This is a genomic window from Methylosinus sporium, from assembly GCF_003113265.1.
Taxonomy (GTDB): Bacteria; Pseudomonadota; Alphaproteobacteria; order Rhizobiales; family Beijerinckiaceae; genus Methylosinus; species Methylosinus sporium.
Genome location: NZ_PUIV01000009.1, coordinates 1 through 15,635 on the forward strand (window position 1 = coordinate 1; position 15,635 = coordinate 15,635).

The 15,635-nt window shown below is 65.7% G+C and carries 18 protein-coding genes; 4 read left to right on the plus strand and 14 right to left on the minus strand.

Going from position 1 to position 15,635, the window contains the following annotated elements:
* Positions 1-88 precede the first annotated feature (88 nt).
* A complete protein-coding gene (locus tag C5689_RS08100) occupies positions 89-412 on the plus strand; it encodes a PIN domain-containing protein (RefSeq protein ID WP_108916772.1) in 324 nt (107 codons plus the stop codon).
* A gap of 76 nt (positions 413-488) precedes the next feature.
* On the opposite strand, the gene C5689_RS08105 is transcribed toward C5689_RS08100, so the two are convergent.
* The 7 genes from C5689_RS08105 to nrdR form a co-directional block, all read right to left on the minus strand.
* Positions 489-2,672, minus strand: a complete 2,184-nt coding sequence (locus C5689_RS08105) for a sodium-translocating pyrophosphatase (RefSeq protein ID WP_108916876.1) — start codon at positions 2,670-2,672, stop codon at positions 489-491.
* Between the two features lie 202 nt (positions 2,673-2,874).
* On the minus strand, positions 2,875-3,858 hold the full coding sequence (gene thiL / locus C5689_RS08110; protein ID WP_108916773.1) for a thiamine-phosphate kinase: 984 nt from the start codon (positions 3,856-3,858) through the stop codon (positions 2,875-2,877).
* A 9-nt stretch (positions 3,859-3,867) separates the two neighbouring features.
* The gene (gene nusB / locus C5689_RS08115) at positions 3,868-4,326 is read right to left on the minus strand and encodes a transcription antitermination factor NusB (RefSeq protein ID WP_108916774.1); all 459 of its coding nucleotides are present in this window, start codon (positions 4,324-4,326) and stop codon (positions 3,868-3,870) included.
* The gene (gene ribH / locus C5689_RS08120) at positions 4,323-4,823 is read right to left on the minus strand and encodes a 6,7-dimethyl-8-ribityllumazine synthase (RefSeq protein ID WP_108916775.1); all 501 of its coding nucleotides are present in this window, start codon (positions 4,821-4,823) and stop codon (positions 4,323-4,325) included. The genes nusB and ribH overlap by 4 nt, the downstream gene beginning before the upstream one ends.
* Positions 4,824-5,058: 235 nt before the next feature.
* Entirely contained in the window at positions 5,059-5,664 is a 606-nt protein-coding gene (locus C5689_RS08125) for a riboflavin synthase (protein ID WP_108916776.1), read from the minus strand.
* Between the two features lies 1 nt (position 5,665).
* Complete coding sequence (gene ribD / locus C5689_RS08130; protein WP_108916777.1) at positions 5,666-6,805, minus strand: bifunctional diaminohydroxyphosphoribosylaminopyrimidine deaminase/5-amino-6-(5-phosphoribosylamino)uracil reductase RibD; 1,140 nt, start codon at positions 6,803-6,805, stop codon at positions 5,666-5,668.
* Positions 6,802-7,311: a transcriptional regulator NrdR gene (gene nrdR / locus C5689_RS08135; RefSeq protein ID WP_108916778.1), complete on the minus strand. Its 510-nt coding sequence runs from the start codon at positions 7,309-7,311 to the stop codon at positions 6,802-6,804. Before nrdR ends, ribD begins: the two co-directional genes overlap by 4 nt.
* A gap of 174 nt (positions 7,312-7,485) precedes the next feature.
* On the opposite strand from nrdR, the gene C5689_RS08140 reads away from it, so the two are divergent.
* The gene (locus C5689_RS08140) at positions 7,486-7,911 is read left to right on the plus strand and encodes a helix-turn-helix domain-containing protein (protein WP_108916779.1); all 426 of its coding nucleotides are present in this window, start codon (positions 7,486-7,488) and stop codon (positions 7,909-7,911) included.
* Positions 7,912-7,986: 75 nt separating this feature from the next.
* Here the strand turns inward: C5689_RS08140 and glyA are convergent, their stop codons facing one another.
* Positions 7,987-9,261, minus strand: coding sequence for a serine hydroxymethyltransferase (glyA, locus tag C5689_RS08145; RefSeq protein ID WP_108916780.1), 1,275 nt, complete (start codon positions 9,259-9,261; stop codon positions 7,987-7,989).
* 403 nt (positions 9,262-9,664) lie between these two features.
* On the opposite strand from glyA, the gene C5689_RS08150 reads away from it, so the two are divergent.
* On the plus strand, positions 9,665-11,410 hold the full coding sequence (locus C5689_RS08150; RefSeq protein ID WP_108916781.1) for an alkaline phosphatase family protein: 1,746 nt from the start codon (positions 9,665-9,667) through the stop codon (positions 11,408-11,410).
* A 112-nt stretch (positions 11,411-11,522) separates the two neighbouring features.
* Positions 11,523-11,903: a hypothetical protein gene (locus tag C5689_RS08155; protein WP_108916782.1), complete on the plus strand. Its 381-nt coding sequence runs from the start codon at positions 11,523-11,525 to the stop codon at positions 11,901-11,903.
* 11 nt (positions 11,904-11,914) lie between these two features.
* On the opposite strand, the gene C5689_RS08160 is transcribed toward C5689_RS08155, so the two are convergent.
* From C5689_RS08160 to C5689_RS08185, 6 genes are all read right to left on the minus strand, one after another.
* Positions 11,915-12,298, minus strand: coding sequence for a hypothetical protein (locus C5689_RS08160; RefSeq protein ID WP_108916783.1), 384 nt, complete (start codon positions 12,296-12,298; stop codon positions 11,915-11,917).
* Between the two features lie 80 nt (positions 12,299-12,378).
* The gene (locus C5689_RS08165) at positions 12,379-12,738 is read right to left on the minus strand and encodes a DUF5615 family PIN-like protein (RefSeq protein WP_108916784.1); all 360 of its coding nucleotides are present in this window, start codon (positions 12,736-12,738) and stop codon (positions 12,379-12,381) included.
* Positions 12,739-12,969 carry a DUF433 domain-containing protein gene (locus C5689_RS08170; protein ID WP_108916785.1) on the minus strand — a complete coding sequence of 77 codons (231 nt, stop codon included), beginning with the start codon at positions 12,967-12,969 and terminating at the stop codon, positions 12,739-12,741.
* Between the two features lie 61 nt (positions 12,970-13,030).
* The gene (locus C5689_RS08175) at positions 13,031-14,629 is read right to left on the minus strand and encodes a peptide chain release factor 3 (RefSeq protein ID WP_108916786.1); all 1,599 of its coding nucleotides are present in this window, start codon (positions 14,627-14,629) and stop codon (positions 13,031-13,033) included.
* Positions 14,630-14,786: 157 nt separating this feature from the next.
* Positions 14,787-15,023 (minus strand): helix-turn-helix domain-containing protein, encoded by a 237-nt coding sequence (locus C5689_RS18710; protein ID WP_206605363.1) that lies wholly within the window; start codon positions 15,021-15,023, stop codon positions 14,787-14,789.
* The gene (locus C5689_RS08185; RefSeq protein ID WP_108916787.1) at positions 15,020-15,610 is read right to left on the minus strand and encodes a DUF3501 family protein; all 591 of its coding nucleotides are present in this window, start codon (positions 15,608-15,610) and stop codon (positions 15,020-15,022) included. Before C5689_RS08185 ends, C5689_RS18710 begins: the two co-directional genes overlap by 4 nt.
* Positions 15,611-15,635 lie beyond the last annotated feature (25 nt).

Here is a 15,635-nt window from a genome sequence, read left to right on the forward strand (position 1 = left end):
CGAACGAATCGCCAACCGATGGCCCAACAAGAACATCGAGGCGCTCATGCCCTGGAATTTCAAGCCCACCGAGTGAACGGCGCCGGGTGTGCGCTTACTTTCAGGATTTGATGAGCGGGCGGCGATCGAGTTTGCAGCAACCCAGGCGCAACGTGTCGCCTCGGGTCAGAAGAATGAGGGCGCTACCCGCGCGAAGGCGAAATTCGACGATCAGATCGTTGCGATAGCCGCAGTCGAAGGCGCGACAGTCATCTACTCCGATGACCCTCATATTAAAAAAATGGCGGGGGGCCGCTTCGAAGTCGTCGGCATTGCCGACCTTCCACTCCCGCCGAGCGATGCTCAAAGCCGCTTCGAGTTTGATCGGCAGGATGAGCCGACGATCCCGAACAACGATACAAGCGACTCGTAATCACCTAAACGAAAATCATCAATGCCATGAAAAAAGGCGGGGTCGCCCCCGCCTCTCCTCGTTCATCCCTCTCGCTTCACCGCGCCAAAATCGCCAGCAGCAGCAGCGCCACAATATTGGTGATCTTGATCGCCGGATTCACGGCCGGGCCGGCGGTGTCCTTATAGGGGTCGCCGACCGTGTCGCCGGTCACCGAGGCTTTGTGCGCGTCGCCGCCCTTGTAATGGGTGACGCCGTCCTTATCGACGAAGCCGTCTTCGAAGCTCTTCTTGGCGTTGTCCCAGGCGCCGCCGCCGGAGGTCATCGACACGGCGACGAAGAGGCCGTTGACGATGACGCCGAGCAGCGCCGCGCCCAGCGCCGCAAAGCCATTGGCCTTGGAGCCGGAGATGATGGTCACGCCGAAATAGACGACGATCGGCGCCAGCACCGGCAGCAGCGAGGGGATGATCATCTCCTTGATCGCCGCTTGCGTCAGCATATCGACGGCGCGGCCGTAATCCGGGCGCTCCGTGCCGTCCATAATGCCGGGCTTCTCCTTGAACTGACGGCGAACCTCTTCCACCACGGAGCCGGCCGCACGGCCGACCGCCGTCATGGCGATGCCGCCGAAGAGATAGGGAATGAGGCCGCCGAGGATGAGGCCGGCGACGACATAGGGATTGGCGAGATCGAAATCGACCTTGCCGATATCCTTGAAGTAGGGAACGCCGCTCTCGGTGAAGTGCCGCAGATCGTTGGAATAGGCGGCGAACAGCACCAAAGCGCCGAGACCGGCGGAGCCGATGGCGTAGCCCTTGGTGACGGCCTTGGTGGTGTTGCCGACGGCGTCCAGCGCGTCGGTGTTATGGCGCACTTCCTTGGGCAGGCCCGCCATTTCCGCAATGCCGCCGGCATTGTCGGTGACAGGGCCGAAAGCGTCGAGCGCGACGATGATGCCGGCGAGGCCGAGCATGGTCGTCACCGCAATGGCTACGCCATAGAGGCCGCCCGCCTGATAGGCGAAGATGATGCCGAGCGCGATGACGATCGCCGGCGCCGCCGTCGCTTCCAGCGAGACGGCGAGACCCTGGATCACATTGGTGCCATGGCCCGTCACCGAGGCTTGGGCGATCGACACCACCGGGCGCTTGCCTGTGCCGGTGTAATATTCAGTGATGTAGACGATGAGGCCCGTCACTGCGAGGCCGATGAGGCCGGCGAAGAACAGGCCATAGCCGTGGATCGCCTCGCCATTGGCCTTGCCGATCTCGCCCCAGCCGACCGTGAAAGTGGTGGCGAGGAAGAGGCCGCCGATCGACAGCACGCCGGCGGCGATGAGGCCCTTATAGAGCGCGCCCATAATCGTGTCCGGCACGCCGATCTTCTCGAACAGCGGACTGGCGATCTTGCCGATCTCGGAATCATCGGCGCCGAGCTTCACGAAATAGGTGCCGGCGATGGAGGTGACGATGGAAAGGCCGCCGATCGCCAGAGGATAGACGATCGCAGAGGCGAGGCCCGCCTGCCCGGCGAAGAAGATCGACGCCAGAACCATGGTCGCGACGATGGTCACGACATAGGTCTCGAAGAGATCGGCCGCCATGCCGGCGCAATCGCCGACATTGTCGCCGACATTATCGGCGATGGTGGCGGGATTGCGCGGATCATCCTCCGGAATGCCGACCTCGACCTTGCCGACGAGATCGGCGCCGACATCGGCGCCCTTGGTGAAGATGCCGCCGCCCAGACGCGCGAAGATCGAGATCAGCGAGCCGCCGAAGCCGAGCGCCACCAACGCATCGACCACGACGCGGTCGGAAGGCGCATAGCCCGCGAAAACGGTGAGGATGAAGTAATAGATCGCGACGCCGAGCAGAGCGAGGCCGGCGACCAGAAGGCCGGTGATCGCGCCCGCCTTGAAGGCGATGTCGAGCCCGCCGGCGAGCGAGATGGTCGCCGCCTGCGCGGTGCGGACATTGGCGCGCACGGAGACATTCATGCCGATGAAGCCGGCCGCGCCCGAGAGCACCGCGCCGATGAGGAAGCCGAAAGCCACCGCCCAGCCGAGCAGAATGACGAGCAGCACGAAGATGACGCCGCCGACATAGGCGATCGTCGTATATTGGCGTTTCAGATAGGCCTGCGCGCCCTCCGCGACGGCGCCGGATATTTCCTGCATACGCGCAGAGCCGGCGTCCGCCTTCTCGAGTTCTTGCCAAGTCTTGACGCCATAGGCGACAGACAATAGTCCGAAGACGATGCTGAGAAACAATACCATGACGATTGCGCCCTCTCCGTTCCTCGGCCGCGCGCGCTGATTTGTTTTCGTGGCCCGCGCCTGCGGCAATTTCGTCCCGGCGACAACGACATTCCGACCGCAGGCGAATCGTTCGGCTGCGGCGCCGGGGAATAGCGCGTCAGTCATGCCAGAAACGCCGGTTTTCGGCAATGGCGGCAAAGGTCGCGCGCCGCCCCGGAGCCTAGAAGTGGCTGAAGGATAGACGACTGAAATTTATAATACTTCCAGAAGAATCTAAGAATTGTGGCGGCTCGGCGCCAACTGTGACGACGCCGATCTCGGCGAGAGCGACCCCCGCCTTCCCCGCCGCGAGCGCCAGCGCAGGGGCGGCGTCGACGGAGGCGCAGCAGAGGATTTCGTAATCGTCCCCGCCCGTGACCGCGCGAGAGAGCAGCTCCGGCTCGAGCGCGATCGCCTCCCGCGCCGCCGCCGAGAGCGGAACCCTGCCGAGTTCCACAAGCCCGCTCACGCCGCTCGCCCGCAGCAGCTTGGCGAGATCGCCGGCGAGGCCGTCGGAAACGTCCATGGCGGCGCTCGCGTGCTCGCGCAGCGTCGCGATCAAGGGCAGACGCGGCTGCGGCAAACGATAGCGATCGAGCAGATGCGCCCGCGTCCCCTCGCCGAGCCTTTCCGCGAAAGCCTCGCCGCGGGCGACACCGAGGCCGAGCGCGGCGTCGCCTATGGTCCCGGAGACGAAAATGCGATCCCCCGGCCGTGCGCCCGAACGCGAGACGAAACGCGTCGCGCGGCCGAAGGCGGCGATGGAGATGGTCAAAGGTCCGGGCGTCGCCGTGGTGTCGCCGCCGAGCAACGGACACGCGAATTCGCGCGCACCCTCGGCGAGGCCGGCGGCGAAGCTGCGCGCCCAGTCATTGGTCCAATCGGGCGGCAGCGCCAGAGTGAGCAGAAAGCCGAGAGGCGCCGCCGCCTTGGCCGCGAGATCGGAGAGGTTTACGCGCAAAGCTTTCTTGGCGACGAGGCCGGGCGGATCATCGGGGAAGAAATGCACGCCGGAAACCAGCGCATCGGTGGTGACGACGATCTCCCGCGCTCCTCCCAGCGGCAACAGAGCAGCGTCATCACGTAAGCCGAAGGCGCCATCCCCGGCCAAGGGCGCGAAGATTTCGGCGATGAGCTCGTCCTCGCTGAAGCGGCGCTCGCTCATCGCCTCACCTCACTTCTCGGCGAAATGCTCCGGCCGCGCCTGTCGCGCCAGGCGATCCAGCACGGCGTTGATCATGCCGGACTCGGTCGCGCCGAAAAATGCGCCGGCGACGTCCACATATTCCTTGATGACCACTTTGACAGGTATGTCGCGGCGAAACCCCAGCTCGAAGCCGCCGGCGCGCAATATGGCGCGCATCACCGACTCGATGCGCTGCAGCGGCCAGCCGCCCTGCAGCGCCTGGTCGAGCGCGCGGTCGATGGTCGCCTGATTGTCGAGCACGCCCTTCACAATGTCGCGGAAGAACTGCAGCTCGGCCGGCTTATATTGGACGCCCTCGATCTCGCGGCCGATCCAATGGACCTCGAATTCGGCATAGATCTCGTTCAGCCCCTTGCCGGCGACCTCCATCTGATAGAGCGCCTGCACGATGGCGAGCCGCGCCGCCGATCTCTCCTCGACGCTCACGAGCGGCCCCCGAGCTTGCGCTTCAAGCGCACCAGGGCGAGCGCCGCCAACGCCGCGTCGCCGCCCTTGTCGGCCCCGCCCTGCTTGGGATCGGCGCGCAGCACGGCCTGCTCCTCATTGTCCACGGTCAGGACGCCATTGCCGAGCGGCAGGCGCCGCGAGACGGAGAGATCGGTGAGAGCGCGCGCGCTCTCATTGGCGACGATCTCGAAATGATACGTGTCGCCGCGAATGACGCAGCCGAGCGCCACCACGCCCTCATATGGCGCGCCGGCGGCCTCCGCCGCGTCCAGCGCGATGGCAGCGCCGGCCGCAAGCTCGAGCGCGCCGGGGACGGTGATGGTGGTGACGTCGCAGCCGAGCTCTTCCAGCGCATGGACCGCGCCCTCGTGCAGAAGCTCGACGATATCTTCGTTGAAATGCGATTCGACGACGAGAATGCGCGCGCCTTCGACAGGCGCGAGATCATCGTCATCGGCGCGGTAGGACCCTGCCATTCACGACTCCATGGGCGGAGGGGCGCACCCCTCCATCACCCTCGCCCGCTGCGGGAGAGGGATGCGGCGAGCGTCCCGCGAACTCTCTATGAAGCGCGCAACCTGCTCCCTCTCCCGCGAAGCGGGGAGGGCTAGGGTGGCGACGCGCGACGCTCTCTAGAAACGAAGCGGCGATGGATACACATTTTTTCGGGCAAAGCCTACAGCTCGTGAGAGGCGCTCGTCTGACGGCGCCCTACTTCCCCGCTTCCGTCAGCCGGGCGGCGTATCTCGCCATCAGATCGACCTCGAGGTTGAGGCGGTCCCCTGCCCTATAGCCGCCCCAGGTCGTCACCGCGAGCGTGTGCGGGATGATGAGAACGGAGAATCGGTCGCCCTCCACCGCATTCACGGTGAGCGAAGTTCCGTCCAGCGCCACAGAGCCCTTCTCGGCGATGAAGCGGGCATATTCATGCGGCGCCTCGATAGAGAAGCGCGACATGCCGTCGAAATCATCGCGGGAGACAATCGTCGCCACCCCGTCGACATGGCCGGTGACGATATGGCCGCCCAATTCATCGCCGATCTTCAGCGAGCGCTCGAGATTTATGCGGCGGCCGACGGCCCATTCGCCGGCCGTGGTGCGCGCCAAAGTCTCGGCGGCGGCGTCCACCTCGAAGACAGTGCGGGCGCCCTCGTGGCGCAGTCCGACCGCCGTCAGGCAAGGGCCGGAGCAGGCGATGGAGGCGCCGAGGGCGATGCTCTCCAGCGGATAGGCGCAGGCGATGGCGATGCGGCGCAATTCGCCGCGCGTCTCCACGGAGAGAATTTCGCCGACGTCGGTGACGAGGCCCGTGAACATTTCAGCCGATCCTCTCGTAGCGGGTCATGCGATCGACGCCGAGCATGGACGTATCGGCGAGGCGATAGCGGCTCTCATCCTCGAGAATGGCGCGCGCCGTCGCGGTGAGAGCGAGCCGGCCCTGACGGCCCAGCGGCCTCAGCCCGGTATGAAGGACGACATCATCGGCGAGCGAGGCGACGAGCAGGCTCTCGGCGACGCGCGGACCGCCCTCGCTGAAGACGCGCGTGATTCCGCGCCGCGCCAGCTCGCCCAGCGCCTCGCTCAGAGCGAGACGTCCGGCGGCGTCCACGCCGGCGCGCGCGACCTCCATTCCGGTGGCGGCGGCGAAATCCTGCGCCTCGGCCTCGGCGACGCCCTCCCCGACGATGACCAGGGTCGGCGTCTCGCGCGCCGTGGCGGCGAGGCGGGAGCTGCGCGACAGGCGCAGACGCGCGTCCAGCACCACGCGCAGCGGCTTGAAGGCCTCGAGGCCGGGAAGGCGCACGGTGAGCAGCGGATCATCGACCGAGGCGGTGCCATAGCCGATCATGATCGCGCTGTGCAGCGAGCGCTCGATATGGGTGACGCTATCGGCGAGTGCGCCGGTGATGAAGAGGCGCGGGTCGTGCTCGGCCCCGGCGGCGTAGCCATCCGCCGTCTGAGCGAGCTTGAGAGTGACCATGGGCCGGCCCTGCGTCACCCGCAATATATGGCCGAGATGGTCGGCCCGGGCCTGCGCAGCGCGTACGCCGGTCGTCACTTCCACGCCGGCCTCGCGCAGCCGGGCGTGGCCGCGGCCGGCGACGCGATCGTCCGGGTCCTCGAGCGCGGAGACGACGCGGGCGATTCCAGCGGCGATGATCGTGTCCACGCAAGGCGGCGTCGCACCGTGATGGGAGCATGGCTCCAGAGTGGCGTAGAGCGTCGCGCCGCGCGCGGCCTCGCCGGCGGCGGCCACGGCGACCGCCTCGGCGTGCGGGCGCCCGCCGAGCGCCGTATAGCCGCGGGCGATGACGACGCCGTCCTTGACGATGATCGCGCCAACGGCGGGATTAGGCCCGGTGCGGCCGAGATTGCGCCGGCCGATCGCCAGCGCCGCCGCCATGAAGGCGTCGTCTACGACGGTCTGAGACTCGGATTGCGGCTTCGTCGCGGTCATCTCCCGCCCGGCGCGGTTTCGGGGTCCATCACCGTATCCGCGCGCTGCTCCCCCTCGCTATGCGATAATTCGTCGATCAGCGCGTGGAAATCGCCGACCTCGCGAAAATCGCGATAGACGGAGGCGAAACGCACATAGGCCACATCGTCGAGCGTTTTGAGGCCCTGAATCACCAATTCGCCGATCTGCGTGCTCTCGATCTCCGTGTCGCCGGAGCTCTCGAGCTGGCGCACGACGCCATTGACCATGCGCTCGACGCGCTCGGGATCGATGGGCCGCTTGCGCAGCGCGATTTCCAGCGAGCGCATCAGCTTGTCACGATCGAAAGGTACGCGGCGGCCCGATTTCTTCACCACGATCAGCTCGCGCAGCTGCACGCGCTCGAAAGTGGTGAAACGGCCGCCACAGCCAGGACAGACGCGCCGACGCCGGATCGAGGAGGAATCCTCGGCCGGCCGGGAGTCTTTCACCTGCGTGTCGGGCGAGCCGCAATAGGGACAGCGCATTGGCCGCTCTTTGTAAGACGAGCCGCCTGCTTAGCCCGTTCCTCGGGACTGTCGCAAGCGTCGGGGATCGATTTTTGGGGAGCGCCGTTGCCGGCTCCCTTCTGCCCCGATATTATCGGTTGATACAACCGATAATATCGGTCGACGCCGGAAGACCTATAAGAGGAACTAGCGATGAAGGCGCAGTTTATCACCACGCCGAACGGCGAAGAACTGGCGATCCTTCCACGCGCGGATTACGAGGCGCTCGTCGCGGCGGCCGCCGATGCGGAGGAGGACGCCGCCGACGCGGCCATATACGACGCCTGCAAGGCGGCGTCGGCGAATGATCCGAATAGCGTTCTGCCGGCGGAAGTATCGGCTTTCATGCTGCGCGGCGAACGCCTCGCGACCGCGATCCGCAAATGGCGTGGGCTGACGCAACAGGATGTGGCGGCGAAGCTCGGCATGGCGCAGGGCACGCTCAGCGACATAGAGAACGGCCGTCACCGCACGGCGGTCAACACCGTGCGCGCGCTCGCGAAGATTTACGACGTGCCGGAGGACTGGCTCATGGCGGTGATCGGTCCGCTCGAAGCGCAACCGGGAGCGCTCACCTAAAAGCGAAGCGACCCAGAGCCGGGAACGGCTCTGGGTCGCTCGGATTCGTTCGCTATGACGGGCGGAAAGCCCCGATCAATAGATCGGGAACTTCGCCGTCAGCGCGTGGACCTTCTCCTTCACCGCGGCTTCGGTCGCGGCGTTGTCCGCCTCGCCCTTGGCGGCGAGGCCGTCCAGCACCTCGACAATATAGCCGCCGACGAGCTTGAACTCCGCCGTGCCGAAGCCGCGCGAGGTGGCGGCCGGCGAGCCGAGGCGGATGCCGGAGGTAACGAAAGGCTTCTCCGGATCGAAGGGGATGCCGTTCTTGTTGCAGGTGATGTGCGAGCGGCCGAGCGCGGCTTCCGCGGCCTTGCCGGTCAGCTTCTTCGGACGCAGATCGACCAGCATCAGATGATTGTCGGTGCCGCCGGAGACGATGGCGAGGCCGGCGTCGACCAGCGTCTGGGCCAGCGTCTGGGCGTTGTCTTTCACCTGTTGCTGATAGGCCTTGAACTCGGGCTTCAGCGCCTCGCCGAAGGCGGCCGCCTTGCCGGCGATGACATGCATCAGCGGGCCGCCCTGCAGGCCCGGGAAGACCGCCGAATTGATCTTCTTGGCGATCTCTTCGTCATTGGTCAGCACCATGCCGCCGCGCGGGCCGCGCAGCGTCTTATGCGTGGTGGTGGTGACGACATGGGCGTGCGGGAAGGGCGACGGATGCAGGCCCGCAGCCACCAGACCGGCAAAATGCGCCATATCGACCATGAAATAGGCGCCGACGCTATCCGCGATCTTGCGGAAGGCCTCGAAGTCCCAAATGCGCGAATAGCCGGAGCCGCCCGCGATGATGATCTTCGGCTTGTGCTCGGCGGCGAGCGCGGCGACCTGCTCCATATCGATGCGCTGATCGTCCTTGCGCACCGTATAGGGAACCGGCTTGAACCATTTGCCGGAGAGATTGACCGGCGAGCCATGGGTCAGATGGCCGCCCGCGGCGAGATCGAGGCCCATGAAGGTGTCGCCCGGCGTCGCCAGGGCGAGGAAGACCGACTGATTGGCCTGGCTGCCGGAATTGGGCTGCACATTGGCGAATCCGCAGCCGAACAGCTGCTTGGCGCGCTCGATCGCCAGATTCTCGGCGATGTCGACGAACTGGCAGCCGCCGTAATAGCGCTTGCCCGGATAGCCTTCGGCATATTTGTTGGTGAGGACGGAGCCCTGCGCTTCCAGAACCGCCTTGGACACGATGTTCTCGGAGGCGATGAGCTCGATCTCGTCGCGCTGCCGGCCGAGCTCGAGGCCGATGGCCTTGGCGAGATCAGGATCCGAATCGGCGAGCGAGGCAGTGAAGAAAGCGGATTGGCTCATTTAGCATCCTCTATCGAGACAAGGCGCGGCAAGTGACGGCGGCTCCCGGCTCGCCCGCGCCTTCGGGCGGAGCCGTTCGCGGGAAGCGAGGTTTCGCTCGGGGACGCCGGAAACGGCGATCCCGAAACGGCCTCGAGCTCCCGTTTTCAGCGCAAGATTCTCTCGGCCGATCGAAATCCGCCCGCAGAATGCGCGCTCGCGCATCGGTGTGAGGGTTCGCTTATCACGCTCTCGCAGGGACGAAAAGAGGCGCAACCGACGCGGGGACGGAGTTTGTCGCGGCGCCGGCCAATTCGCTCCCGTTTCCGGCGTGTCGCAGGCGATCGAAGCGTCGCCGCGACTGTCATCGACCGGATATGTTGCTTCGCTAGCGTCCGCCCCGCCAATATTAGGGGGCTACAAAATGTTCCTGAAGCATTCGATAGGCGGCCTCGCGGCCCTCGCCTGCGCGGCCGCCGCGACTCCCGCCAGCTCAGAATCTCTGCGCGAATTCAATCATATCGTCGTCATCTACCAGGAAAACCACAGCTTCGACAATCTGTTCGGCCTGTGGGGCGCGGTGAATGGCGAGCCGGTGCAGGGACTGCCCTTCGCCGACGCCGCGCACACCGAGCAGGTCCGCGCCGACGGGACCACCGCCTATTCCTGCCTGCTGCAGAACGATGTGAATCTCGCCTCGCCGTCGCCGCTGGCGACGAGCTGCACGGACGCGACCGGAGCGACCTCCTTCGTCAGCGCCTTCCAGAACAAGCCCTTCCAGATCGACGACTATATCGCCGCGACCGACAAGACCTGTCCGGCGCCGGGCGTCTCGGCCGTGAACGGCTTGCTGAAGAATGCCGCCGGCGCCCTCACGGGCGGCTGCACGCGCGATCTCGTGCATCGCTATTACAGCGAACAGTTCCAGATCAATGGCGGCAAGCAGAATCGCTATGTGACGGGCAGCGACGCCGCCGGCCTCTCCATGGGCTATTACGACACGACCAAGCTGCCGATCTATGTCGCGCTCCACAGGCGTGGCGCGCCGCATTACGTCATCGCCGATCATTTCTTCCAATCGGCCTTCGGCGGCTCCTTCCTCAATCACCAATGGCTCGTCGCCTCGGCGACGCCGGTGTTCGCCAATGCGCTCAATGACGCGAGCGGAAACGACCTCCATTCCGTGGTCGACGCCAATGGCATGGCGGCGAGCACCGCGCTCTATACGAATCTGCTCGGCTCTTCCGCCAAGGACGCGCAGCTGACCGCCTCCTGCAATCCTCCCTCGGGACGTCCGGCGACACCGGAGAATGTCGCCTGCGGCGATTTCGCGATCAACACGATCCAGCCTTATTATCAGCCCTACGCGCCCGGAACGGTGGATGCGAAGCGCCTGCCGCCGCTGGAAAATGCGACGATCGGCGACCGTCTCTCCGCGCGCGGGATCGACTGGGCCTGGTATTCGGGCGGCTGGTCCAACGCCAATGGCGACATCGGCGCGCCCGGCTGGACCAATGGAAACGGGATCGGCTGCGCCGATCCGAACGCACTGGCGACGGCAACGTTTCCGAACTGCCCGGACAAGCTGTTCCAGTTCCACCATCAGCCCTTCAACTATTTCAAGGCCTATGCGCCCGGTACGACGGCGCGCCACGATCATCTGCGCGACGAGGCGGAGTTCGTCCAGCTCGCCAAGACCGGCCGGCTCAAGCCCGTCAGCTTCGTGAAGCCGATCGGCGCGGAGAACGAGCATCCCGGCTACGCCAGCGAGGCGGACGGCAGCTCGCATCTCGTCGATCTGATCGCCTCCATCGTCAACGGCCCGGATGGGCGCGAGACGCTCATCATCGTCACCTATGACGAGTTCGGCGGCTCCTGGGACCATGTGCCGCCGCCGCCCTATCAGAGCGAGCATGTGGCCGAAAGAGAGCATCATCACGGCCACGACCATCACGCCGGCGGCGGCGCGCATGATCGCTGGGGTCCCGGCACGCGCATTCCGGCGCTGCTGATCTCCAAGCGCTTCGATCGCTCCGGGGTGGATCATGCGAATTACGACACGACCTCGATCCTGAAGCTGATCGAGGAGCGCTACCATCTCGCCCCGCTCGGCTCGCGCGACGCCGAAGTTCGCAGCCTAACGCGGGCGTTGGACGCCGCCGAGCGCTGAGCGCCGCGACCGACAAAGAAGCGGCCCCGCGCGAGCGGGGCCGTTTTCGTTGCGGGCCTCGCATTCTGTTCCGAAACTCGCGTCGAACTTTTCACAGCGGCGCGATCATGCGATGAAGCCGGCGGCGCCGGCCCGTTCGCCCGCGCAGCAGAGGGGGCTCGCCAAGATGAATTCCTCCAGCTCCGGTCGGCGCGCGACGCTCGCCTGCGCCGGCTCGCTCTTCGTTCTCCTGTCGGGAGCGGCGGTCGCGCAGGACGCCGATTTCTCGCAATTGCCGATCTATCGGGAGTTTCGCGACCAGCTCGCCGCCCAAGGCTGGAGGCCGGACGCCGGTTTCGGCCTCAAGCTTCCCTCCGGCAAGCCGCTCTATCGCTTCCCCGAGGTGCTGTGCGGCCCGAAGATCTGCCATGCGCGCTGGATCCGCTCGGGAACGGAGAAGATCGTCACGCTGATCCGAGGCGATCTCGATGAGGAGTATCGCGTCTCGCCCTGACGGCGAGAGGCTCACTGCCGCGCCGGCGCGGCGGTCTGCGTCGCGAGGACGGCCGAGAGCCGCTCCACGAGATCGCCGGCGACCGCCGAGGGAAGCGCGAAGGCGAGCCGATTGCCGTCCGGCGAGACCAGCGTCAGCAGAAGATTGTCGCCGAGCATCTCGCGATGCAGCGCGATCGACTCCACCGGCGTCGCCAGCACGGCCTCGACCTCGCCGCTGGCCGGCTGCCGCTCGGCCAGGCCCTTCTCGCGCAGCGCCAAGGCGGAGCGGGTCAATTCGAGAATATCGGCGGCGGTGAGGACGATTCTGGCCGTCACGCCATCGTCGCCTTTCCGGCTGAGAATGAAATCCTCGCCGATCGGATCGAGATTGAGGCCGGACGACGCCTCGGACATGGGTCGGTGCTCCTTTGCTCTTGCGATCGGGCAGCATAGGCGAAGGCGAAAGAATTGTCTCGCTTCGCCGCGGCGCGTCGTCAGGCCGGGCGCAACGAGCGCATTCGCACGCGGCCGGTCTCGATGACCGAGAAATGGCCCGCCCAGTCGCTGCGTTCTTCGATGCGAGCGAGCAGCGCCTCCTCGATCGAGGCGGCGGGCGGCGTCGGCATTCGAAAGAGCATTATCCCGCAGGACGCCGGAAGCCCCGCGTTCCAGGCGAGCTCGCCGAAGTCCTTGTCGAAGGTCAGAAGAATGCGCAGCTCCGTCTCCGCCATGACGAGCACGTCCACGTCCCGCGCGCCCGGCGATCTCTCGCTCACCGAGGAAACATCGTGACCTGCGGCTCGCAAGGCCGACACTGCGTCGCCCGGAAAATTCTCGTCGGCGAGAAATCGCATCTACGCGGCGCTGGGGAAAATTTTTTCCGACCGCAGCGCATCACGCGCATATCCGAGGCAGGCCACGATATCCTCCCGCTCGAGAACGGGATAGTTGCGTCGAATATCGGCTTCGTTCCAGCCGTCGGCCATCAGCCCGATGATGAATTCGACTGAAAGCCGCGTGCCGCGCACGACGGGCTTTCCTGCGAGCACCGCGGGGTCGAGAACAATGCGCGCTTCGTCGGTCATGATGGCGCTCCTCGCTATAGAGAAATTATAGACCTTCCCGGAAAAATCGCCACAACGCTCGTCACCCCTTTCCCGCCCCGCTCTTCTGATAATCCTTCACATCCGAGAACACGATCGCCGAATGCCGCTCCGCGTCATAGCGCAGCTGGAACTCGCTCGACGACATGAACACGGGCGCGCCGTCTATATCCTCCGCCATGGAGGAGCCGTGCGATTCGATGAAGCTCTTCAGCGCGATCGGGTCCTGCGAGGTTATCCAGCGGCATATGCCGAAGCGCGAGGTCTCGTATTTCGTCTCCAGCCCATATTCGGCCTCGAGCCGCGTCGCCAGCACATCGAGCTGCAGCGCGCCGACGACGCCGACCAGAGCGCCGGAGCCGTCATTGGGGAGGAAGAGCTGCACCACGCCCTCCTCCGCCAGCTGGCGCAGCGCCTCGCGAAGCTTCTTGGCCTTCATGGCGTCGGAGATCACGATGCGGCGCAGAATTTCCGGCGCGAAGCTCGGCACGCCGCGGAAGGAAATCTCCTCGCCCTCGGTGAGCGTGTCGCCGATACGCAATATGCCGTGATTGGGAATGCCCACCACATCGCCCGCATAGGCTTCATCGGCGATGGAGCGGTCGCGCGCGAAGAAGAACTGCGGCGCATTGAGCGAGATGGTCTTGCCGGTGCGCACGATCTTCGCCTTCATGCCGCGCGCGAGCTTGCCCGAGCAGACGCGCATGAAGGCGATGCGGTCGCGATGGTTCGGGTCCATATTCGCCTGAATCTTGAAGACGAAGCCGGCCATCTTCGGCTCCTTGGCCTCGACATGGCGCTTGTCGGCGTCCTGCCCGCGCGGCGAGGGCGCATATTCCGCCATGGCGTCGATGAGATCGCGCACGCCGAAATTGCGCAGCGCGCTGCCGAAGAAGACGGGCGTCAAATGCCCCTCGCGAAACGCCGCGAGCTCGAACTTCTTGCAGCCTTCCTCGGCGAGCATCGCCTCTTCCAGCCAGGCGTCCGCCTCATGCGCCGGCAGCAATGCGAGCAGCGCCGGATCGTCGAGGCCGGAGACGGTCATCGGCTCCGTGTCGGCGTCGATCTTGCGCACGGACTTGGTCTCAAAGCAGTAGGTGCCGGCGAAGCTGCGGCCGGAGCCGATCGGCCAAGTGACGGGCGCGGTGTCGAGCGCCAGCGTCTTCTCGATCTCGTCGAGGAGCGAGAAGGGATCGCGGCCATCACGGTCCAGCTTGTTGATGAAAGTGACGATCGGAATATCGCGCAGCCGGCACACTTCGAACAGTTTTCGCGTGCGCGCTTCGATGCCCTTGGCGGCGTCGATCACCATCACCGCCGCGTCCACGGCGGAGAGCGTGCGATAGGTGTCTTCCGAAAAGTCCTCATGGCCCGGCGTGTCGAGCAGGTTGAAGACGCAATCGCCATATTCGAAGGTCATCACCGAGGTGACGACGGAAATGCCGCGCTCGCGCTCTATGCTCATCCAGTCCGAGCGCGTCTGCTGGGCGTTGCGCTTGGCCTTCACCGCGCCGGCGAGCTGGATTGCGCCGCCGAACAGCAGAAGCTTCTCGGTGAGCGTGGTCTTGCCCGCGTCCGGGTGGGAGATGATGGCGAAGGTGCGCCGCCGCGAGACGGGGTCGCTCGGCTGTGGGCTGGTCAAGGCTGAGGCTCGCTGGAAAGTGGCGGGTTCGCCACGCCCTTTAAGGGCAATCGGCGGATAAGGCCAGCTTTCCGTGCCGGCTCACGCCGCCAGCTCTCGCAAGACCTCCGGCCGCCGCTCGGCGATCTTATAGAGCGTCACCGCAGCCGCGGAAGGCTTACGCCGGCCCCTGCTCCCAATCCTGCAAGGTCCGCACGGACACGCCCAGCAGAGCGGCGAACGCCGCCTGCGACAGGCCGGACGCGAGCCTCGCGCTCGCGAATTGTGGGATTTCTGGATTGTGGACCCGCGCCATAGCGCCAGACTTCATTTCCCGCACCGATGCGAGCAACTCCGCGCCGATGTCGATCGCCTTCGCGCGCTTGGCGGATTTCGGGGAGCCGGAAGCGCTCACGCAAAATCCCCCGCGAGTTCCGCCCGCACCGCCTCTGGCATGACGGCGATATGGCCGTAATTCTGGTGCGTGAAGCCGATCAGCGCGCGTGCGCCGGGCTCCCGGAAGGCCGCGACCTGCGCGTCGGTGAAGGGAAAATGCACGAATTGCACGGCCGAGGCCTTGCCGTCGGCCCGGGTGCGGTCCTGATCGGCCTCGGCGACGCCGACGATGCGCTCGCCGTCCAATTCGATGAAGGCGGTCTCTTCTATCGTGCCGAGCGTATCCAGCACGCGCTTTCGGCGCAGCGGATCGTCGATCTCGATCATGAAAGTGGCGACCAATTCGCGGCCTTTGGGGATCAGCGGCGCATAGGCGGCGATCTCGCTCGGCGCCTGCTCGAGCGTCCCCTTCTCAATGTGGATCATCTCCTGGATCTGCAGCCAGATCGTCTCGAAATCCTCGAAATAAAAGGTCACGAAAGGCCCGACCTCGACGCGGCGATTGCGCTTGCGCGCGGCGATGCGGCGGCGGCTCTCGACGCGGACCTTGGCGTATTCGCCCGGCGGAAGAAGATCGGCGACGGTGATGTGGTGCTTTTGCGCCATTGATCGCTCCAGTTCTTCGGGCTGC